The organism is Nostoc sp. DedQUE02 (genome assembly GCF_034531035.1).
Classification (GTDB): Bacteria; Cyanobacteriota; Cyanobacteriia; order Cyanobacteriales; family Nostocaceae; genus Nostoc.
The window spans coordinates 1-18879 of sequence record NZ_JAVRBY020000047.1 but is presented as its reverse complement, the minus strand read 5'-3'; the positions used below and the strand labels follow the sequence as shown (position 1 = coordinate 18879).

The following is an 18879-nucleotide window of genomic DNA, read 5'->3' as shown; positions in this document are numbered from 1 at the left end:
TCTCACAGACTGAACTCAAGAAGCTGCAAGACACAAGGGCGAAAACGAAAACCGAACGACACCAGCAGCGCAAAGCCAAATTATCCCGTCGCTACGAAATTGATGTGACCCCTGAGTCAATACGGTTCGGTTAAAGGGGAAAGGTTTTGAATACATCCTTTACCCTTTACCCCTTACCCTTTCCCCAGACCACAAGAAAAATGAAAAATGCTTATCCGAACCGTATTGACCCCTGAGTTGGTGGAGAAAGATGATGACGGTTGGTATCCTCAAACCCTCTTCCCTCCTGCTTTTGGCTTCCTGTCTTTTACCTCAGCCCAACGATAAATATTCACACCGACTTACTTAATACAGCAGATTGTAGTTACATTCTTCTTAATTAGCTTGGTTGAAGAAAATTAAACACTTACACTAATTGCAGCAGCACTCGCAGCAGCAGCAGCAGAGAAAAAAGCTGTGCCAAACAGCCACCAAGCAGCAGTTTCTGCCACCTTTTGGGTAGCTTCCGCTTGCTGTTTAGCTTGCTGTCGGCTAATTTGGTTAATGAATTGCTCTAGCTTGGCACTCAGTCGTTCAGGCTTTAGCTCTTCTGGTTCGTCGGACTTTAGAGCGATGGGGAATCCATTAGTTTGAACTCTCTGGGGTTGCTGACCCCAAATTTGCTGCCAAAAGCCTTCAAAAGAGTCTACAAACCAACTAATGTCTTGTTTTGACAAATCTGTGCGACTATCGACTATATCCACAAAGGTTTTACGACCAATATTGCGTAAGTAATTCTCCTTAGTGAGAGATTGCATTTCTGGTTGGGCGACTAATTTTTCAAACTCATCTTCAATTTCTAGTCGCTCTTGTTGAGATAGTTGTAGCTGGTTTAAATAATTGTCTATTGCCTTGCGGATACTGATTCGATCCGCCGCTGAACCCAGTTCGTTACGAACTGCGGCTGCTGCTGCATCTGCTGTGGAAACAACGCGATCGCTGATCGTCTTCGCACTAAAGGCTATAGTTGCTGTGCCAATAATGCCTTGCAAGCCAGAAGTTGCCCGGTCCAAAACGGAACTAAGTACCGAGCCTACCGTAGTAGCACTGACCCATACCAGTAAAAAGAAGTAGGCTGCCCAAATCACCAAACCAATAACTGCTGCCAATAGCGGGTCATATAATGGGCAAAGTTTCACCGCTAGAAAACAAGCAAGAAATAATGTAATGCTAACAGTTACTAACGTTCGCAACCCAACTATTATCCCAACTTGATTAATCTTATCGTCTATCGATCCTTCGTTATTAGGATCTAATTCATGCTCTGGAGTTGAGTATGAAATTCCCAAGGCAATGAAGAAGTTAGCTAGCAGCAGTTGAAAGGCGAAGGTCAGCAACAGTCCAGCTATCAAGACTAAAAAACCTTGAGTACCTGAGAAGAAAAGCGCAGCATCTTCTGAAGCTGTAAATTTTTGAGCCATGACCAGCTGTGCTGTCCAACCCTGCCTGCTGCACAGTCCCACTATTGTATTCATACTCACCAAAATAGTAAAATGTCAGTCTTGCTACTGTTTATTTATTAATAATATGTTTGCTGTTAATTTTTATCTCTCTAACGGCCTAAAAAAGCCCTTGGAGGATTTAGCAGACTTCGCCAATTTGGTAGGTGTTTGGTACTACTTTCGTCCTTTTAATTATTCACCGCACTACATCTTACTTATAAGGCGCTTAACTTGGACAAATACATCAGGAAAGGCTAGGGGTGAAATAGTACCTGTGCTTAATGTCAACTCGGTTTTGTATTTCCCATTTTTCAGGTCACGAAATACTTTTAACTGCGGAGTCTTCAGGTTCACAACCCAGTATTCAACAATACCAGCCTCAGCATAAATGTCTTTTTTGTCACCTAAATCTTTGCTCAGGGTAGCTTTGGAAAATTCAATAACCCAGAAGATATCTTCTGGGTAAGGATGGTGTTCTAAGTAGACCTCACCCAAAGGTTTAACAATCGCAACATCGGGAGCAGGTTCTGAATCGTTGGGTAAGGTAATCGGTTTGGCATCACGGATTTTTACCTGTTCACCAAGCAGTGTGCGAAGATAATCAGCTGCTTCTGTGTTGTAGTAGGCGTGAGGTTCCCGTTCTGGGGGCATAACAATCAGGTCGCCACGCAATAGTTCAATGGACTGGTCATCAAAGATACCTGCCTCTATTGCTTGGTGATAACGTTTAATTGTCCATTTATAGGTAGTAACGGTCATAACCATTATTTAACACAAAGCTAAATCTATCATCAATTCCATATTCTTCCTCTATCAAACCTAACAACTTCTCCTCAACAGCCGTCAAATACGGTCGCTTCAACTCTTCCAAGTGCTTCAGTAGAGCACTTGGGGACTCTTCTAAGTTTTTGTTATCCTGCACTCTTAATAAGTAGCTTAAACCCTTTTAAGAATTTAAGTCCCTTCGCCTAATTAGGTCGATGACATTAAAAGGTAGGATGCGATCGCGCTGGGGGCAACCGAGCGCGATAAAATCCAACAGGGTTTGCAGTTCGGGAGAGTTGGCTGTCGCAGGAGCAGAAAATTCAAAGGTGGAATCTAAAGCTTTTTCTTCAATGTGGGTTATGGTTTTTCTCTGTGAATATTTTTGCGAATAGCTACATTTTGCTGACAGATGCGGTTGTGGGCTGGAAGAAGCGGTTAGTAGGGCGAGCAAGTCCCAGATTTTCGCGCAGCGTCTTGCCTTCGTACTCCTGGCGGAAAATCCCACGTCGTTGGAGTTCTGGCACAACCTTGTCTACGAAATCATTCAGCCCTTCAGGAAGAAAAGGGAACATGATGTTGAAACCGTCAGACCCTTCCTCGATCAGCCATTGCTCCATCTCATCGGCGATGCTTTGGGGTGTGCCGACAAAGGCCAGTCCGCCGTAACTGCCAATGCGTTGCGCCAGTTGTCGAATAGTCAAGTTCTCACGTTGCGCTAAGGTTATTACTCTTTCTCGTGAAGAGTGACCAGCGTTATTCGGTGGGATTTCTGGCAAGGGGCCATCGGGATCAAAACCCGAAACGTCGTAGCCAAGCGCACTATTTAGGCTAGCAATTCCACTGTCATAATGTACTAGGCTATCTAAATAAAGACGCTTGGCATGTGCCTCGGCGACGGTTTCTCCCACGATGACTAAAGCACCTGGAAGGATTTTTATGCTGTCTGGGTCGCGTCCGATCGCTCGCGCCCGTCCCTTAATGTCTGCAAATAAAGCTTTGCCAGCTTCCAGATTGCTAGCAGGTGCAAACACAGCCTCGGCGGTTTCGGCAGCTAACTGCCGTCCGGCTTCCGATGCGCCTGCCTGAACGATTACCGGCCAGCCTTGGACAGGTCTGGCGATGTTCAATGGCCCTCGCACCGAGAGATATTTTCCCTGATGATTCAGAACGTGAAGCTTTTCGGGGTCAAAATAAATCCCTGCTTCCACGTCCCGAATAAATGCATCGTCAGCAAAGGAATCCCAAAGACCCGTGACAACATCATAAAATTCTCTAGCCCGCCGATAGCGTTCATCATGCTCTACCTCTTCTTCTAAACCAAAGTTGAGCGCTGCGTCTGGATTGGCTGTGGTGACGATGTTCCAGCCAGCACGACCGCCACTGATATGGTCGAGAGACGCGAAGCGGCGAGCGATGTGGTAAGGCTGGTCGTAGGTTGTGGAAGCGGTAGCTACTAGTCCGATGTGTTCGGTGACGCTGGCAAGGGCAGAAAGTAGGGTGAAAGGTTCAAAGGATGTGACAGTATGGCTGCGCTTCAATGCGTTGATTGGCATATTCAGCACCGCTAAGTGGTCAGCCATGAAGAATGCATCAAACTTACCTTGCTCTAGTTTCTGGATGAATCTTTTCAACGCTGGGAAGTTAAAATTAGCGTCAGGCAAAGCCCCAGGATAGCGCCAAGCGCCTGTATGTATGCTTACCGGGCGCATGAATGCACCCAGTTTTAATTGCTTCGATTTGCTCATCTTAAATGGGTTATTAGTGAATACAAGTCTTTAGGTATGGGAAAAACAGCCGATGTAACGGGCGATCGCTTCTGCTACTCAAGAGTCGCTAGTCACGATCGCGATCGCAAAGCCGTCGTAACCTTTACTACCCACGGTTTGGATCTCTGTAGCACTCACACGCGGTTCTGCTGCAAGTAGCTCGTTGAAGCGGCGTATCCCCTGCACACTACTATCACTACTAGCAGCATCGACCACCGCCCCATTACGGACAACATTATCGGCAATAATCAAACTACCACGACGGGAAAGCTTCAGCGCCCAAGCCAAGTAATCGGGATTGCTTGGCTTGTCAGCATCAATAAAAATTAGGTCAAATGGATCGTGTCCTTCGGTGGCGATCTGTGGCAATGTATCCAGCGCCCGCCCGAGGCGTATATCTACGAGGTTCGACAGACCAGCGTGTGCAATGTTACTACGGGCGATTTCGGCGTGCTTTGGGTTAGCCTCCAGCGAGATCAAGCGACCGTCAGCAGGTAGCGATCGCGCTAGCCAAATCGTGCTGTAACCACCCAATGTACCAATCTCTAAAATGGTGTCCGCCTTCTGGATTTGCGCTAATAGCAACAGCAGTTTGCCCTGATTGGGTGACACATTGTGCGGTGGTAGCCCTGCATCAGCAGCAGTTTGCAGCGCTGTATCCAGGGCGAGGTCTGGCTGAACAAACAAGTCGGTGATATAGCGATCAACCGCAGCCCAATTTTCTTGGGTCATATAGTAATTCTTTTTTGTAAATTTCCTTCGCGTTCTGCTTTGGAGTATGTCGAACCTATCTACATACTTCAGCATCGATCTTTAGTCTTTCAATAAGGCTGAGGTATGTCCCCACTGTCCAGTAAAGACAAATTCTTTCAACGGCTTGCGGACACGGGGAGCCAGTTCGCGATCGCGTAGTCCATCAGCAAGGCTTTGGGGATCGCCAGGATAACCAACTGTTACTACAGTTGCAGGCTCATAGTCTTCTGGAATTTGGTATATTTCTCTCGCGGTATCTGCATTAAATCCCGCTATTTGATGGGCAAATAAGCCTAGAGAAGTCGCCTGAAGGATCAGGTTTTCTAAAGCCAGTCCGACATCATGAAATGCGTGTCTGTTTGTTTTCCCGTCGTCAGTAAGGATTTTAGCAACTGCAAGTATCAGTACCGGAGCATTTTTCGCCCATCCTTGATTAAACTCAACCAAGGTACTAAGTAGACGATTGTATTCCGTTGAGTCATCTTTGGTGGCAACAATAAAGCTCCAAGGCTGATGATTGTAAGAAGAAGGTGCCCAACGAGCCGCTTCTAGCAATGAGAGTAGTTTATCCTGCTCAACTGAGCGATCGCCAAAAGCTCTAGGACTCCAACGACTCTGGATCAAGTCAAGAACAGGATATTGCGTTTGGGCAAGTTTCTGCGTCATTTTAATAAATTTCCTTATCGATACTCAGTAAGTTGCCAAATGAAGATAACTAGGATTAAGAAACACAAATTTTTAGCCTTTTTTTAAAAACTTAGCAAAGCTAACAATCTAGGCTTTCATTGATTTTTAGATGTAAATAGTGAGCCAGCATGAGCAATCCAGCATTGTAGGAGAGAAACAACTTTGTTGATTAATTATATAATACGGTAAATCTATCGTTTTATAGTATTATACTTTCAGTGGCGATCGCTTCCTTTGATATATTGCTTGCACTTCTCCATACCCATTGACTATTTAGCGTCAAGGATTAACCCGTGGTCAAACTAATTTTACCCATAGAACTTACTGCCGAGATTGAGCCACATCTACCATCGGATACAAAATTTGTGCGGGTAGATAGTGATGGTAATTTTGATAGCGATCCCAGTGATGCTGAAGTTTATCTCAATGGGTTTGAATTGAAGCCAACCACTCTACATAAGGTGCTGGCGGCTGCTCCTGGAATACGTTGGCAACAGACTCCTAGTGCTGGTGTGAATCACATTTTGACACCGATTTTTCTCGAACACGATATTATTCTGACTAATGGCGCGGGAGTTCATGCGATTCCGATTTCGGAATTTGTCTTAAGTTTGATCCTGTATCACGCCAAACAGTTACGGGAACTGCAAGCAGATCACGATCAACGCAAATGGGAAAAAAGCTGGTTAGTACTACCAGAGTTAGCAAATTCAACTGTACTAATTCTTGGGACTGGGAATATAGGTCAAGCGATAGCAGCTCGTATTAAACCATTTGGGGCGAGAGTTTGGGGTGGTCGTCGTCGTCCTGAACCTCTACCAAATTTTGATAAAATCGTCGGCACAAATGAATGGCACGCATTGTTGCCAGAAGTTGACTATATAATTGTGGCGACACCTCTAACACCAGAAACCAAAGCTTTAATTGATGAAACTGTACTGCGATTGTTACCCAGTCATGCTTATTTAATTAATGTCGGTCGCGGTGCAGTTGTAGATGAATCAGCATTAACTAAGGCTCTCACTGAAGGCTGGATTGCAGGTGCAGGATTAGACACAGTTTCTATTGAACCCTTACCGCCAGAAAGTCCTCTCTGGTCGTTGCCTAACCTCTTTATTACACCCCATACTTCCGCAATTTCTCCAGCATTGAAAGGACGCATTACAGACTTGTTCCTTGATAACTTAGAGCGTTACCGAGGCAATAAGCCTTTACGAAATGTAGTCAATAAGAAAGCAGGATACTAAGGGACTTCCAAATAAAAAAATATCCCATCGCTTTGAAGGCAGGGAGCAGGGAGCAGGGAGCAGGGAGCAGGGAGCAGGGGGAGAAAAAATCGTTTTTTTTGATGCGGTGAAATTGGATAATTTATTTCTTGGAAGTTCCTAAACAAATTTATACAGCGATAATATGGGTACAAAAACTTTTCAAGTCTCGGCAACACAGAGTGTAATTACCACTGATGTCTTAGTTTTGGGTGGCGGGCCGGCTGGTACTTGGGCAGCACTTTCAGCAGCAAAGCAAGGTGCGCGTGTCGTCCTGGCGGATAAGGGGTATTGCGGTACATCAGGGGCAACAGCTCCATCCAATACTGGCGCATGGTATCTTCCCAAAGGCGCAGAACGTGATGCAGAAATTGAGCGTCGGCTGTCTCGCTCATCAGGACTTGCCGATCGCCGTTGGTTGCAGCGTGTGATTGAGCAGGCACAAATAGGTTTAGATGATTTAGGGGATAACGGTTATCCTTTTCCTTTTGATCAGCAGGGCAATCCCTACCGTGCTAACTTGCGCGGGCCAGATTATATGCGCTTCATGCGCCAAAGAGCGGGAGCAGCTGGTGTACGCATTCTTGACCATCATCCCGCACTCGAACTACTTTCGGCCGATGGTGCGATCGCAGGTGCAGCAGGTATTCATCCACGCACTGGAAATCGTTGGGAAGTCAGGGCTGCTGCCGTTGTGCTGGCGACTGGCGGATGCGCTTTTCTGTCTCATGCACTAGGTTGCGATGGTAATACAGGTGATGGTTATCTCATGGCAGCAGAGGCAGGAGTCAGGCTATCTGGAATGGAATTTTCCTCGCAATATGGTTTGTCACCTGCTCATACTTCTGTAACCAAGGGATTGACCTTTACTTTCGCCAGTTTTTATCTGGAGGATGGCTCTCCCTTACCGGAAACTGGGGAAGACCGAGCTGTACGTATTGCACGCCAGTTGATTGCAGGTGAAAAAGTGTATGCCCTGATGAATCGCGGCAACCCTATCGAACATGAATGGTTACGCCAGGGTCAACCTAACTGCTTTCTACCATTTGAGAGGATTGGTTTAGATCCATTCCAGCAACCCTTCCCAGTGACGCTACGCTCCGAAGGAACTGTTCGCGGCGTAGGTGGACTGGAAATCATCAACAATGATTGCGCTACAAAAGTGCCGGGACTTTATGCCGCGGGTGATGCAGCCTCGCGGGAAAATCTGACAGGGGCAGTTTCAGGAGGGGGAAGCCCTAATGCATCCTGGGCAATTGCTAGTGGGACTTGGAGTGGCCGCGCCGCAGCACTTTTTGCTGCCTCTTTAGGCGACAAAGCCGGGACACGCTTGGTTCGTGGTTTAGGTCAAGCAGGTTTGCGTCCCCGAAAACAGCCGCTAGAGGATGAGCTAATATCGGAAGCGATTAGTGCTGTTCAGGCTGAAACCTTGCCGCTTGATGTTAATTTCTTTCGTTCTGGAGCCAGGATAGCGCTATCACGTCAACGTTTGGATGCAGTATGGGCAGATATTCGTGATTATCTAGTAGGTGAAGGTCGCAATGCTCTACGCGCACGGGAAGCTGCGGCGATGGCAGCCACAGCTCGCTGGATCTGGGCGAGTGCGGATGCACGTAAAGAAAGTAGAGGAATGCACCGACGCACAGATTTTACAAAAACTGACGTGCAACAAACAAGAAGAATATTTACCAGTGGTATCGATGATGTTGTGGTTGTCGCCGCAGAAAATCAGTTGCAAGAGGTAGCGTAATGATTGAAATTGTTGATAGCGATCGCTGTATCGGCTGTGATATCTGCGTAAAAGTTTGTCCGCGCGATGTCTTTGATTCTGGAGACGATGGAATAGCTGTAATTGCTCGTAAATCAGATTGTCAGACTTGTTTTTTGTGCGAGTTGTATTGCCCTGTTGATGCGCTTTATGTGTCGCCTTATGCCGAACTGGATGATCAGGTTGATACAGAACAGTTAATTACCCAAAACTTGCTGGGTAGTTACACCCGTAACATGGGTTGGCATCATGGCAAAATGGGAGGGACTGACAAAGATCCAACTCAACAGCTTAGAATTTTGAACAGGGTAAGACAGGATAATGCAAGATTGAATGAAACATAAGCAGCAATAGGTTTTAAACTATTGTGGCATAACTAGAGAAAGCAGAAGTTGAACACGGAGCCACCAAAGTCTATGCGGCTGTTCGTTAGCTCAACAGTGTCTCCTCATTGGTTGAACAATACGGCTTACGGGTAGTACCAATTGAGCTTGATTTAAGTGATCCCCAATCTATTGTTGCTGCTATTCAAACTGCCCCAGATGTGCAAATAGTTGTCAATAATGCAGGAGTCTTTCAAGCTGGAACTCCCCTAGCTGAGAATGCGATCGCCACTCTCGAATTTCAGATGAAGATCAATGTATATGGATTGATTCACATGGCTCATATCATGTCCGCCTAATTAGTTATAATTCCCGCATCTGTGCAAAAAGCGCAAAAGCCTCTTTCCCCCTGCTCCCTGCCCCACTTCGGCTACGCGGAAATCGAGCGAAGTCGAGATTCAGTGACCACCTGCCCCCTGCGATCTAAATGAGAAGTCTTTAACCGGACACGATATCAGGCGTTTGCCCCGGTACTCAAAGCCAATGGAGGTGGTGTCTTTGTCCAAATCAATTCTGTTGCTTCGCTCAAGGGTTTCCCTGACTCTGCGACTTACTGTGCCTCAAAAGCTGCGGTCTATTCAATCACCCAGGCATTACGAGAACTATTACCCCTCTTCTGTCACTTTCCGGGTATTCTGAATAAAAGTATTAGAAGAAAAAATCCTCTCAGGTAAGTAGGGCAATGGATGTAGAATTACAAATCCTGAAACATCTGGCAAGAGATGCCCATCCAACAGTTGCTATTTGACTATTTAATCCCCGTTATAAAAGTGTACTTGCGACTTCTTTAATGCTGCTGTAGCAACAATCCTTCATCAGCATCCAAAGCTGCGAGGGGATTTTCTATATCTATCGATGAAACAATAGCTTCTAGCTTGTCACAACTTGAGCGCACTAAACGCAAACCGGCATCTAATGAAAGTTGAGTAGTTGTTGGGGTAAACTCTTGCAAGATGCTGGCTTCTGTCGTCTGATACCGATCGAGGTTTCTGCTGAGTTTTGCCAAAAAATTTGTTCCTTCACCATCAACAGCACTGGCAAACTGCAAAATGGAATCGACGTAAGCTCTAACTTTGGGGTTTTTAATTCCTTCTGTAGCTGAGGCATAGAGCAATTCCCCTAATAGATATTCAAAATCTGGTACATACAAGCGATTGCCAACTAGTTCAAATATCTGCATTCCTTTAGATGGTCTTACTGTTAACTTCTCGTGCCTAACTCGATCAGCCAATTTTTCCAGCAATGTAATTACAAGTAAAATTACAGAAGGAAAGTTGCTATCTATACATCTGATTTCTACTGTGCCGAGTTTGTTGAGTCGAACTGGATTCCAAGCTGACTTGAGTAAGCTAACTCCCCCTTCTAATAACAGGTTCGGTTGAATTTCGGCTTTTTCCATCGCTTGCAGCCAAGCATAATAACGAGCGAACTGCTGCTCAACTAAACCCTCAACACTTTCGGCATAAGGCATGAGTCCACCGACAGGTTGTAAATTAGTATAAACTCCCTCCCAACCGAAGGTTTCGCTACCTCGATAACGAATTGTGTGTGCGGCTAGTCCTAACGCCTGTCCTTCATAAAAGGGACACGCCCGCGTCAGAGAAATAAGTGCCGAGTCGCAAGCTGTAGCTAAATTATAGATATTTAATAATTCTTCTCGCTCAATTGATGTTGAGTTGTAAGATACTGCAACACGAGGGTCAATTACTCCAGGCGGGACTTCCAAATGCAGGTGTGTACCTGTACATTTTCCAGCGTGCAAAAATTTTGAAATGCCGACAGTCCGCGCCTGGATATGGTAATTAGGGTGATCTCGCATAACTGGCATAGTAGGCAAAGGATAGCTAGACAGAGGGTAAAGGCGTAAACCTATCTGTTGCGCTACAGAGATCGCCAATTTGAGATTCTTGAGGTAAACTCTCGCTAGTTCCTTGGCAGTGTCGGCAGGAGGTGTGTTTATTTCTACCATACTTTTGACGAACTCTGCCACAAAGTAATTTGGGTTTAAACCTTGTGCTTGAGCAATGAATTGACAACTCTTTAAAAACTCATCGGCGCGATCGCTCAAGTTACCAGCTTCGTCTACCAGAAAAAATTCTTGCTCCAGACCGATACGACGCTTGACTATCGTCATCTAGACCTCCACAAGGGTAATCTTGCCACAGCCTCAATATATGTAGCTTAAAGGATAAAGTTACCGCAAGACAAAACCTATTTGAGTCGATTGACTTGGAGAATCGTAGTATCAAATTGTTAGGGATTTTGTTGTCTAACCTGGATAATGTGAAATAAACCCAACTTTCTCACGCCATCCATTCAGTCCACTAGGGCACATCTGTCACCAATTGAGCAAACTTGTCAGCTCAAGATCCTCAAACTCCAGCATTACGCCACAACGCTCATCACTCGTTAGCGTACTAAGTAATTATCCGGCAAAAACCCTGGTTTTTATGGCAAATATTTTTTTAATATCACAGATTATCGCTCAAGTCCAAAAACTAAAACTAGATTTCTACAAGGGTTTCAGGGGCAGGTTTTGGGTTTTGTAAAAATGGATAAAGTCGAGCTAAGGTTAGATATTGATAGATGAGTTACTCTGTATCACTATAGTTCCAGTAGGATAACGGCTAGTTTCAGATGATTCCAACGTTACGAATAATCCAGAGATACCTGTGTCATAAAAGTCGGCAGGCATCCAGAATTTATCTAACACCTTTCCCTGGGGATTAATTTTCACAGTGCCACAGGGAATTTTTTCGCCATCAGCGATCGCCCAAAGTCGATAAACCTTACCTGTGGGTGGAGCCACCAGATTTTGCACGGCTAGAATTCCTTGCCGTTGTCCTAGATTCACAACAAAGCTACCCGTAGCAGTATCCGATGCCTTCACAGCCTTGAGAGAGAAAAGTTGCGTCTGGGACTGTTGCAGTAAAGTATTGATGTCACTAGCTATGCCCAAATCCTGTCGCAAGCGATAGTTATCTACTCCTAAATACAGAATCAGGAGTGCTGCCACACTACCCATGACGGTGCGCCAGAGAAGCCGAGACGGTTTGTGCTGGGAAGGTTGAAAAGTCGTGGTAGCGGCAGCTAGGATGGCTCCTTGGAGATGGGGAGGCGGTTCCACACTATTTAGGCTGTAAACAACCTGGTCTAAGGTTGCCTGAAGCCGCTTCACTTCTGCTACTAATGCTGGATTTTCTGCCAACAGTTGCTCGAAAACTTCTGCTTCGGCGCGATCAAGGTCGCCCACGACATAGCCTGCTGCCAAGGTTTCGATTGCTTGAGGAGTAAGAGGTTCAGTCATAACCTTAGTCAATGGAGTGTTGTAAAAGTTGTTTTAGTTTCAAAAGTCCCTGGCGAGTCCAGCTTTTCACGCTTCCCAAGGGTTTATGCAGTTGTTGAGCAATTTCTGATTGGCTCAGTCCAGCATCATACGCAAGTTCGATCACCTGTCGTTGCTGATCACTAAGCTGGGTTAATGCCTGCCGTACTTGCTGCGATCGCTCATTCAAAATAGCCTGCTCAACCGGAGTATACGCGGATGGTGCAGCAGTGACGCTCTGCCCCCAACGTTGCACTAAATTAAGGGTGCGACTGCGCGATCGCAATTTGTCGATCGCCCGCGATCGAGTCATGGTAATCAGGTAGCGCATCAAATGGCCATGTTTAGCAGAGTCAACCGGACGCTGCCATAGCGACAGAAAAATTTCTTGGGTCAGGTCTTCGGCTTCCGGCTGGCTTTGCAAAACTTTCAGCGCGACTCCATACACCACACTGCCATAGCGATCGTAGAGATACCCTAGCGCTGCTGGAAGATGTGCCTCCAGATCATCCAAGAGTACCGCATCACTCTTCGATAAGGGTTCTGATGGATGGCGGCCGGGAGAACTTAGATCCATAGATTCAGGTGAATAGACTGGGGCTAATTTCTCTGCAAAAATGCCCAATGCATCTTGCAGTGTAAGTGCCAATCCTGATTTCATAACTTTTGAGTATAGAGCAAATTAACTCTCATCTCTAAAACGATTGATGAAGCTAATTAGATGAGTCTAGTAGTCTGCCAACCCAAAATTGCTATGTTTGGACTGGGAAAAGGGGAAAGGGGAAAGGGGAAGGAATTAAAACATGAGTCCCTTTACCCCTTACCCTTTACCCCGCCAAGGAAACTTGGCGAACTACTACCGTCAAAATTTTTTAGAAGTCGGTTATTTCGTTCTAATTAACTCGCACGTCAAACCGAACGAACCGCCAACAGCAGTTTAGTAAAAACTTTGAAAAGTTTAAATCCAAAATTACTTCTCAGTCGTCTTAAAGGTAGAGACAAGTAAGTAACCCAGTTAGCATTCTTTCCAGGTAGAAGTTGCAACTAAATTCCTGAAATCATGCTAATTGCTTACCTACTTACTCCTACAGCTTTTAACACTGGCCATTGCACTGCAATGTCCCGACGAAATTTATATCGTCAACGGAGCAGCGCCCTTCTTTGGCAATTTGGATTCGACCAATTTGTCTGAAAATTTGTGCTGTCTTCCAGCATTGAAGGTCAGTAAAACCGCTTTAGCCAAACAATCAATCAAAGAGGTAATTCTATGCGACGCTCTATTTCTGTGCTGTTAACAACACTGTTGCTGTTTGCCGCCATTTTGCCTGCTGCGGCGCAGACCCAAACTGCACCAACCAGCTTCAATCCCTACGTGGCAAAGCAACCTTCTACAAACCAGCTTAACTCGTTTAATCTGGCAACTCTTGCGTATCAAGGCTACTTAAAAAACCAAGGCATTCCCAGCAATGGTGCATTGATGTCAGCGATCGCTTCTGGAACAATCACGGCTCAAAACATTATTCAAGCTGCTGTTAAAGCAAATCGACTACCTGAGCAAACACTCTTAGATCAAGGCTATCGCCATAACCTTGAAGATCAACTGCAAGGATTTACACAAGGCTAAAAATTAAGATGATGAAAAACACATTTCGCAAGTATCATCGGCTAATTGCTACACTCTTTTGTTTGCCATTACTCTTTACTGCTGTTACTGGTATTAGCATTGCCATCGCCGACACATGGTTGCATCAAGAAGAGCTTGCTGCATTTTTAATCACTGTTCACACCTTGCAAATCTTCAAACTCGATGCCATTCTGCCAGTTTTGAATGGGCTAGGCCTGATTGGCTTAGTGGCTACCGGGGTGAGCATGACCGGACTATTTGCTAAACGCCATCAACCAAAGCGGATAAAAGAACGCTCATGAAATACATTTCTTATTTTTTGATCGCGATCGCCAGTGCCTTTCTGGTCATCCTGTTGTCGTTGTCATCCTGTAGTCCGAACCCTAAGACAACGACTATGCAACCAATGGTGATGAAACAACTCAAGGAGCAACCCAAAACTAACCAACAACCTGCCGATGTTACTGTCAAAATTCGTAATTTCAAATTTGAGCCAGCGAATTTAGCACTTGCTGTTGGTAAAACTGTTCAATTTCTCAATGTCGATGAAGAACCCCACACGGCTACGGCTACGGATGGTACTTTCAACTCTAAAGCACTGGATACCAATGAAACCTGGAACTACACCGCCACTAAACCGGGTACTTATCCCTATATTTGCTCAATTCATCCCTTTATGAAAGGGACGCTGACGGTAACAAATAAGAAAAACTAACCAGAGGAATACCAATGGAACGCAGAAAATTTATTGAACACGTAGGCTGGACAGGACTCGGCATTGTCTGGGCTGTTGGTGGAAATGGCTTATTAACTGCCTGTCAGGTGGGAGAACCAAATGCTCAAAAATCATCCACGGCTTTACCGTTTTCCTTTGTTCAAATTAGCGATACGCACATCGGTTTCAAAAAACCTGCAAATGAACATGTGACTGATACACTTCAGAAAGCGATCGATGCGATCAATGCTTTACCCACTCCACCCGCCTTTGTCATTCACACCGGAGACATCTCCCATTTGTCTAAACCAGAAGAATTTGATCAAGCCAAACAACTGCTTTCTCAATTGAAAGTCCCACTGTTTACTCTACCAGGGGAACACGATACGATTGGCGATCGCGGCAAAGCTTATGAGGAAGCCTTTAACCGCAAAGATGTTAAAGAAGGCTTACAAGTTTGGGATCAGGCGGGAATCCACTTTGTCTCTTTGACCAATGTGCTGGACTTTGGGGCAACTGGTACGGGCAAACTGGGTCAGGCGCAATTGGATTTACTCTCCAAAGATTTAGCAGCGCAGAAACAGGATACGCCTATAGTTGTTTTTAGCCATATTCCCCTATATGACCTTTATCCTAAATGGGGATGGGCAACTGCTGATTCGGCTAAGTTGCTTTCTCTGCTATCTCGCTTTGCATCGGTAACAGTGTTAACTGGACATATCCATCAAGTGATTGAACACAGCGAAGGCAATATTCGCTTCCACACTGCTGCGGCGACTGCCTATCCTCTCCCCGCTCCAGGTCACGGTGATCAACCTGCTCCTATCAAGTTAAGCGAAAATAATCTCTTGGCGGTGCTTGGATTCCGCACAGTTGAGATAATTTCCCTTAAGGATACTAAAGTTGACCAACATGCTCTCTTGTATAAATATAGATGAAGCTCACCCCACCTTTTTAGAGGTGGGGGTGTCTATGCTAATTTTGGACTACCTTAGCGCAGTTTCAAGGTTAGCCCCTTCCAGGCAAGGACAGCAGCACTTTCTGCCTAATTTAATGTTTGGGGAATGTGAAGGAATATCGTGTCAATGACGGGTGTAGGTAACACTATATTATTCGTGACTGACACCAAACAATTCGCAGTTCCCAATTCGCAATTGTTTTAACTGCGAATTGCGTTAGGGTAGCGGGGCGTTCGCTTTTAGCGATATAATAGTTTCACAGTTTCAGTGCTAAGGGAAGTTGCAAATACTTGCAATAAGAGCGGCTGAAAATGACCAAAATTTTCGATCTGTCAAAAACCCTCGCAGGAAGTCTGCTCTGTAACAATTTCAGATGGAGCAGTTTCCACTAACCAAATCCCCTCACGGGGGCTGAAACTCCATACCTTGCTCTATATGGCGAAGGACGATAAATTTGCAAAAAGTGTTTTTCTTGGTCATGCCCCATGTTTTCGCAAGCTGCGATCGCTCTATTTACAGCATCTTCAAACTGTCGCCACTGCTGATATCCCAATATTGGCATTAACTCACGGGCTAACCAGTACTCAAACCCATCAGTATCAACCTGTTTGATTTGGTCAAATGGACTGCTGGCGTTATTGTCATTTAAAACAATCTTGTTCATAATTCAATTCCTCCAATCTTTGAGGCATGACAATGTGAGCGACATTGCACCTGTGCCGAATGGCACTAAGATAAACTCTAAGGTGTGCGGGATAAAGATTACAGGTTTTAATGCCAGAGAGTAGAGTAATGGCATAGAAGACTGCGATCGCTAAAGGAGAGATGATGTAGGGTTGCCCAAAAATTTTGTCGGTAGAAAAAGCTTACTCGTTCATGGAATACTTTCTTTGAAACGAGCAAGCAAACACGATAAAGACTACTGTGACATTAAGAGTAAAAATCCTCAGAGACTATTTATAAAGTAAATCTTTAGGAGACAAGACGACGTAGCATAATTCTAGTCATAACAGCATATATAGCGGCTTCGCTCATTTCAGGCAGACGTTCATAATCTTTACTAAGACGATGGTACTGATTAAACCACCCAAATGTTCTTTCTACTACCCAACGTTTGGGAAGCACTTGAAATTTTTGCTCGGTACGCCGTATGACTTCAACGTGAGCTTGAATCATCAGCCAAACTGAAAGAGCAAATTTATCTCCGTCGTAACCGGAATCAACCCACATGACTTGAACTTTTTCCAGTAATTCCGGGCGCTCTTCTAACAGTTCCATTAATGCGTAGGCAGCAAGTATTCGTTCTGGGGCATTTGCTTCACTAACAACAACTTTCAACAATAGTCCTAAACTATTAACTAGAGTCTGCCGCTTTCTTCCTTTTACCTTTTTACAACTGTCAAAACCGTACACGGATGTCTTGGGTTAACAGGGTACGGCATGAAAGAATTCGGCAAGCGCTGACAGGCATACGGCGAGGTCATCAGTCATCGAGCATCAACCGAGGATTAGCCCGCTCCGTTTTAGAAAACAACCAAGGAACGATTGTAGACTGACAAAAAGTAGGTGAACTATTTCGGCGACTTGGAAATACAGAGTGGTATCAACAAGCTTTGAAGTTGATTAGAAAATATCAGCATTAGACTGGTGGGCGATGGACAGATGGGGAGGTGGTGTGATCGCCTAGAAGGTATAGAGCGTGCGATTAGTTTCGGTGCCATCGCCTGATAATATTCTCCAGCCTTAACTCTGAGACGTTCTGAGGTTGCTATGTTTATTTTAGCTATGAACGCACATCTATTGAGGTCGCCCATAGTGAGCTAGACCCTTGCCATCGGGGGTCGCAAGCAGTAGAACTTGCTGCCCGGATTCATTCGTCTCAATCGACCACTCGTAAGTCTCAGCCTTTGCCGAATTGCGACTGGAGTAAGTACGCCCGCTATTGCAGATTTGCCCTTTGGATGTGCTGTCGCTAGGTTGGAAAGTCAGGCGTTGACCTTCAATCTTAACTTTGCCTTTTTCCTGTATGAAGAGATTAGATTCACAGTTATAAGTGGTGATTTGAAGCAGACGATTTCGCTGGTAGTTACCGTTAGATGCGAGTTGAAATTGATCGCTTGAACCATTTGGGGCTGCTGGTCGACCTGTGTAACTATCTTGGTATTGGATAGACGAGATTCGACCGTACCGCCACTCGCCCTGAAGTTCGGCTGGTACTCCACCAGCATCATTTTTACCTGCTTGACTCGCGCTTGGGTAAAAAACAAGGCTAGCGATGAGTCCCAAACTCAGCGCACTAGTAGTTAAAAGGTGAGCAGCTTTTGGTTTTGTTATTGAGTACATATTGCTTTCTAGAAATAGATTTATTTATCAACAAATGCAAATTCTGCGTGTTTATGTATAGCTTTTCTCCGTAAGGCATACTAGCTAGGTACGCCTTACATCCAAACGAAAGATTCACACCAGAAATTGCAATCCATATTTGTTCAAAAGAGGCTGTATTTTGTCCATGTTTGGCGATGGGTTATCTGCGACTTGACCCATTTCTTCATAAAAGTTTTTCGCGCCTTGAGGTGCAATTAAAACCAGAAATTTAGCAGTAGCAGAACGAATCTTGAAGGCGTGTGGTGCATTATGAGGAATATTAACAAAAAAGCCAGATGATGCCAAAATTGTTTCTGTACAAATTTGGATGTCTAATTCCCCTTCTAGAATATAAAATGCCTCTTCCCAAGGGTGAGTGTGCAGTGGTGGGCCATTTTCTTGTGTATCTGTAATTTCATAAATTTTCCAAGCTTGATTTGTATCTTCACCAGTTGCTTTGGTTGTAAATTGTCCACCCATAATTGAGAATTGATTACCTTCTCCTGGTGCAAGAATTATTGGTCTACGCATGGTTGAAATTTGCATACAAGTTATTCCGTATTGTGTAATTTGGTAGGTGTTATCTACAAATTTGATACAAGAAAGGCAGGAGGCAGAGGGTAAAAGGAAGAAAAAGGTACAAACCTTGCCCCATGTGAGCAAAAAATTAAAAACATTCTTTGCAAGATGCGTCGCACAAGAAAAGATGCATCCTTGTCCAAACTTCTTCCCTTTATGGCAGAGATTTCCCTTCTGCCAAATGAGCCTCCTGCCTCCTGCTTTGCCGCCTTTGGCGGCGTTGATTTGATGTTTTTAAGATTAGAAATTAATCGGGGAGAACTAGGGTAGATAAATAGGTAATTGAGATTTTTTTGTAAATTATTACAGACATTTATGCGATTAATGAGTCAAGGAGTAGCAGCGATCGCTCAAAACCTTGAGACAACAACAGGACTTACGCAACTGGCACAGCGTGATCGCTATTTTATAGTATTTATGTACTATATAAAGTGGCTGACCCATA

Annotated in this window: 23 protein-coding genes and 2 pseudogenes; 12 read left to right on the top strand and 13 right to left on the bottom strand. The window is 44.9% G+C overall.

Annotated features, from left to right (window positions below):
- Nucleotides 1-398 precede the first annotated feature (398 nt).
- From RMX98_RS26715 to RMX98_RS26690, 6 genes are all read right to left on the bottom strand, one after another.
- A complete protein-coding gene (locus RMX98_RS26715; protein ID WP_322678355.1) occupies nucleotides 399-1514 on the bottom strand; it encodes a hypothetical protein in 1116 nt (371 codons plus the stop codon).
- A 171-nt stretch (nucleotides 1515-1685) separates the two neighbouring features.
- Nucleotides 1686-2240 carry a Uma2 family endonuclease gene (locus RMX98_RS26710; RefSeq protein ID WP_322678356.1) on the bottom strand — a complete coding sequence of 185 codons (555 nt, stop codon included), beginning with the start codon at nucleotides 2238-2240 and terminating at the stop codon, nucleotides 1686-1688.
- Nucleotides 2221-2343: a hypothetical protein gene (locus tag RMX98_RS26705; RefSeq protein ID WP_322678357.1), complete on the bottom strand. Its 123-nt coding sequence runs from the start codon at nucleotides 2341-2343 to the stop codon at nucleotides 2221-2223. Before RMX98_RS26705 ends, RMX98_RS26710 begins: the two co-directional genes overlap by 20 nt.
- Before the next feature lie 295 nt (nucleotides 2344-2638).
- The gene (locus RMX98_RS26700) at nucleotides 2639-3991 is read right to left on the bottom strand and encodes an LLM class flavin-dependent oxidoreductase (protein ID WP_322678358.1); all 1353 of its coding nucleotides are present in this window, start codon (nucleotides 3989-3991) and stop codon (nucleotides 2639-2641) included.
- 78 nt (nucleotides 3992-4069) lie between these two features.
- Nucleotides 4070-4744, bottom strand: a complete 675-nt coding sequence (locus tag RMX98_RS26695; protein WP_322678359.1) for an O-methyltransferase — start codon at nucleotides 4742-4744, stop codon at nucleotides 4070-4072.
- Nucleotides 4745-4825: 81 nt separating this feature from the next.
- Complete coding sequence (locus tag RMX98_RS26690) at nucleotides 4826-5431, bottom strand: nitroreductase family protein (RefSeq protein WP_322678360.1); 606 nt, start codon at nucleotides 5429-5431, stop codon at nucleotides 4826-4828.
- 314 nt (nucleotides 5432-5745) lie between these two features.
- On the opposite strand from RMX98_RS26690, the gene RMX98_RS26685 reads away from it, so the two are divergent.
- The 5 genes and pseudogenes from RMX98_RS26685 to RMX98_RS26665 form a co-directional block, all read left to right on the top strand.
- Nucleotides 5746-6699: a D-2-hydroxyacid dehydrogenase gene (locus tag RMX98_RS26685; protein ID WP_322678361.1), complete on the top strand. Its 954-nt coding sequence runs from the start codon at nucleotides 5746-5748 to the stop codon at nucleotides 6697-6699.
- 163 nt (nucleotides 6700-6862) lie between these two features.
- The gene (locus tag RMX98_RS26680) at nucleotides 6863-8467 is read left to right on the top strand and encodes an FAD-binding protein (protein WP_322678362.1); all 1605 of its coding nucleotides are present in this window, start codon (nucleotides 6863-6865) and stop codon (nucleotides 8465-8467) included.
- Nucleotides 8467-8829, top strand: a complete 363-nt coding sequence (locus RMX98_RS26675; RefSeq protein ID WP_322678363.1) for a ferredoxin family protein — start codon at nucleotides 8467-8469, stop codon at nucleotides 8827-8829. Before RMX98_RS26680 ends, RMX98_RS26675 begins: the two co-directional genes overlap by 1 nt.
- 107 nt (nucleotides 8830-8936) lie before the next feature.
- Nucleotides 8937-9167, top strand: coding sequence for an SDR family NAD(P)-dependent oxidoreductase (locus RMX98_RS26670; protein WP_322678364.1), 231 nt, complete (start codon nucleotides 8937-8939; stop codon nucleotides 9165-9167).
- A gap of 168 nt (nucleotides 9168-9335) precedes the next feature.
- Nucleotides 9336-9542, top strand: a pseudogene (locus RMX98_RS26665) (SDR family NAD(P)-dependent oxidoreductase); the annotation flags it as partial.
- Nucleotides 9543-9655: 113 nt separating this feature from the next.
- On the opposite strand, the gene RMX98_RS26660 reads toward RMX98_RS26665, so the two are convergent.
- The 3 genes from RMX98_RS26660 to RMX98_RS26650 form a co-directional block, all read right to left on the bottom strand.
- Nucleotides 9656-11002 (bottom strand): glutamate-cysteine ligase family protein, encoded by a 1347-nt coding sequence (locus RMX98_RS26660; protein ID WP_322678365.1) that lies wholly within the window; start codon nucleotides 11000-11002, stop codon nucleotides 9656-9658.
- A gap of 438 nt (nucleotides 11003-11440) precedes the next feature.
- Complete coding sequence (locus tag RMX98_RS26655) at nucleotides 11441-12175, bottom strand: anti-sigma factor (RefSeq protein ID WP_322678366.1); 735 nt, start codon at nucleotides 12173-12175, stop codon at nucleotides 11441-11443.
- A gap of 4 nt (nucleotides 12176-12179) precedes the next feature.
- Nucleotides 12180-12854, bottom strand: coding sequence for a sigma-70 family RNA polymerase sigma factor (locus RMX98_RS26650; RefSeq protein ID WP_322678367.1), 675 nt, complete (start codon nucleotides 12852-12854; stop codon nucleotides 12180-12182).
- 142 nt (nucleotides 12855-12996) lie between these two features.
- On the opposite strand from RMX98_RS26650, the gene RMX98_RS26645 reads away from it, so the two are divergent.
- The 5 genes from RMX98_RS26645 to RMX98_RS26625 all read left to right on the top strand — a co-directional run bounded on the left by RMX98_RS26645 (nucleotide 12997) and on the right by RMX98_RS26625 (nucleotide 15470).
- Entirely contained in the window at nucleotides 12997-13134 is a 138-nt protein-coding gene (locus RMX98_RS26645) for a hypothetical protein (RefSeq protein ID WP_322678368.1), read from the top strand.
- Nucleotides 13135-13460: 326 nt separating this feature from the next.
- On the top strand, nucleotides 13461-13817 hold the full coding sequence (locus RMX98_RS26640) for a hypothetical protein (RefSeq protein WP_322678369.1): 357 nt from the start codon (nucleotides 13461-13463) through the stop codon (nucleotides 13815-13817).
- An 8-nt stretch (nucleotides 13818-13825) separates the two neighbouring features.
- On the top strand, nucleotides 13826-14119 hold the full coding sequence (locus RMX98_RS26635; RefSeq protein ID WP_322678370.1) for a peptidase: 294 nt from the start codon (nucleotides 13826-13828) through the stop codon (nucleotides 14117-14119).
- Nucleotides 14116-14532 (top strand): cupredoxin family copper-binding protein, encoded by a 417-nt coding sequence (locus RMX98_RS26630; protein WP_322678371.1) that lies wholly within the window; start codon nucleotides 14116-14118, stop codon nucleotides 14530-14532. The genes RMX98_RS26635 and RMX98_RS26630 overlap by 4 nt, the downstream gene beginning before the upstream one ends.
- Before the next feature lie 14 nt (nucleotides 14533-14546).
- The gene (locus RMX98_RS26625; protein WP_322678372.1) at nucleotides 14547-15470 is read left to right on the top strand and encodes a metallophosphoesterase family protein; all 924 of its coding nucleotides are present in this window, start codon (nucleotides 14547-14549) and stop codon (nucleotides 15468-15470) included.
- Between the two features lie 409 nt (nucleotides 15471-15879).
- Here the strand turns inward: RMX98_RS26625 and RMX98_RS26620 are convergent, their stop codons facing one another.
- On the bottom strand, nucleotides 15880-16155 hold the full coding sequence (locus tag RMX98_RS26620) for a hypothetical protein (protein WP_322678373.1): 276 nt from the start codon (nucleotides 16153-16155) through the stop codon (nucleotides 15880-15882).
- Nucleotides 16156-16463: 308 nt separating this feature from the next.
- A pseudogene (locus RMX98_RS26615) lies at nucleotides 16464-16913 on the bottom strand (transposase); the annotation flags it as partial.
- Here RMX98_RS26615 and RMX98_RS26610 point away from each other — a divergent pair.
- Nucleotides 16907-17047 (top strand): hypothetical protein, encoded by a 141-nt coding sequence (locus RMX98_RS26610; protein ID WP_322678374.1) that lies wholly within the window; start codon nucleotides 16907-16909, stop codon nucleotides 17045-17047. The pseudogene RMX98_RS26615 and the gene RMX98_RS26610 overlap by 7 nt on opposite strands.
- 241 nt (nucleotides 17048-17288) lie before the next feature.
- Here RMX98_RS26610 and RMX98_RS26605 read toward each other — a convergent pair whose 3' ends face one another.
- Together RMX98_RS26605 and RMX98_RS26600 are read right to left on the bottom strand one after the other, a co-directional pair.
- On the bottom strand, nucleotides 17289-17834 hold the full coding sequence (locus RMX98_RS26605) for a hypothetical protein (RefSeq protein ID WP_322678375.1): 546 nt from the start codon (nucleotides 17832-17834) through the stop codon (nucleotides 17289-17291).
- A gap of 114 nt (nucleotides 17835-17948) precedes the next feature.
- Nucleotides 17949-18401: a cupin domain-containing protein gene (locus tag RMX98_RS26600; protein ID WP_322678376.1), complete on the bottom strand. Its 453-nt coding sequence runs from the start codon at nucleotides 18399-18401 to the stop codon at nucleotides 17949-17951.
- A 141-nt stretch (nucleotides 18402-18542) separates the two neighbouring features.
- Here RMX98_RS26600 and RMX98_RS26595 point away from each other — a divergent pair, with 141 nt between their 5' ends.
- Nucleotides 18543-18704, top strand: coding sequence for a hypothetical protein (locus RMX98_RS26595; RefSeq protein WP_322678377.1), 162 nt, complete (start codon nucleotides 18543-18545; stop codon nucleotides 18702-18704).
- The last annotated feature ends 175 nt before the right edge of the window (nucleotides 18705-18879 follow it).

Excerpts from the sequence above, each read along its gene's own strand:
- RMX98_RS26715 (WP_322678355.1), bottom strand. The coding sequence starts at position 1,514 with ATGAATACAATAGTGGGACTGTGCAGCAGGCAGGGTTGGACAGCACAG.
- RMX98_RS26710 (WP_322678356.1), bottom strand. The coding sequence starts at position 2,240 with ATGACCGTTACTACCTATAAATGGACAATTAAACGTTATCACCAAGCA.
- RMX98_RS26700 (WP_322678358.1), bottom strand. The coding sequence starts at position 3,991 with ATGAGCAAATCGAAGCAATTAAAACTGGGTGCATTCATGCGCCCGGTA.
- RMX98_RS26695 (WP_322678359.1), bottom strand. The coding sequence starts at position 4,744 with ATGACCCAAGAAAATTGGGCTGCGGTTGATCGCTATATCACCGACTTG.
- RMX98_RS26690 (WP_322678360.1), bottom strand. The coding sequence starts at position 5,431 with ATGACGCAGAAACTTGCCCAAACGCAATATCCTGTTCTTGACTTGATC.
- RMX98_RS26680 (WP_322678362.1), top strand. The coding sequence starts at position 6,863 with ATGGGTACAAAAACTTTTCAAGTCTCGGCAACACAGAGTGTAATTACC.
- RMX98_RS26675 (WP_322678363.1), top strand. The coding sequence starts at position 8,467 with ATGATTGAAATTGTTGATAGCGATCGCTGTATCGGCTGTGATATCTGC.
- RMX98_RS26660 (WP_322678365.1), bottom strand. The coding sequence starts at position 11,002 with ATGACGATAGTCAAGCGTCGTATCGGTCTGGAGCAAGAATTTTTTCTG.
- RMX98_RS26655 (WP_322678366.1), bottom strand. The coding sequence starts at position 12,175 with ATGACTGAACCTCTTACTCCTCAAGCAATCGAAACCTTGGCAGCAGGC.
- RMX98_RS26650 (WP_322678367.1), bottom strand. The coding sequence starts at position 12,854 with ATGAAATCAGGATTGGCACTTACACTGCAAGATGCATTGGGCATTTTT.
- RMX98_RS26645 (WP_322678368.1), top strand. The coding sequence starts at position 12,997 with ATGAGTCCCTTTACCCCTTACCCTTTACCCCGCCAAGGAAACTTGGCG.
- RMX98_RS26640 (WP_322678369.1), top strand. The coding sequence starts at position 13,461 with ATGCGACGCTCTATTTCTGTGCTGTTAACAACACTGTTGCTGTTTGCC.
- RMX98_RS26635 (WP_322678370.1), top strand. The coding sequence starts at position 13,826 with ATGATGAAAAACACATTTCGCAAGTATCATCGGCTAATTGCTACACTC.
- RMX98_RS26630 (WP_322678371.1), top strand. The coding sequence starts at position 14,116 with ATGAAATACATTTCTTATTTTTTGATCGCGATCGCCAGTGCCTTTCTG.
- RMX98_RS26625 (WP_322678372.1), top strand. The coding sequence starts at position 14,547 with ATGGAACGCAGAAAATTTATTGAACACGTAGGCTGGACAGGACTCGGC.
- RMX98_RS26620 (WP_322678373.1), bottom strand. The coding sequence starts at position 16,155 with ATGAACAAGATTGTTTTAAATGACAATAACGCCAGCAGTCCATTTGAC.
- RMX98_RS26610 (WP_322678374.1), top strand. The coding sequence starts at position 16,907 with ATGTCTTGGGTTAACAGGGTACGGCATGAAAGAATTCGGCAAGCGCTG.
- RMX98_RS26605 (WP_322678375.1), bottom strand. The coding sequence starts at position 17,834 with ATGTACTCAATAACAAAACCAAAAGCTGCTCACCTTTTAACTACTAGT.
- RMX98_RS26600 (WP_322678376.1), bottom strand. The coding sequence starts at position 18,401 with ATGCAAATTTCAACCATGCGTAGACCAATAATTCTTGCACCAGGAGAA.
- RMX98_RS26595 (WP_322678377.1), top strand. The coding sequence starts at position 18,543 with ATGCGTCGCACAAGAAAAGATGCATCCTTGTCCAAACTTCTTCCCTTT.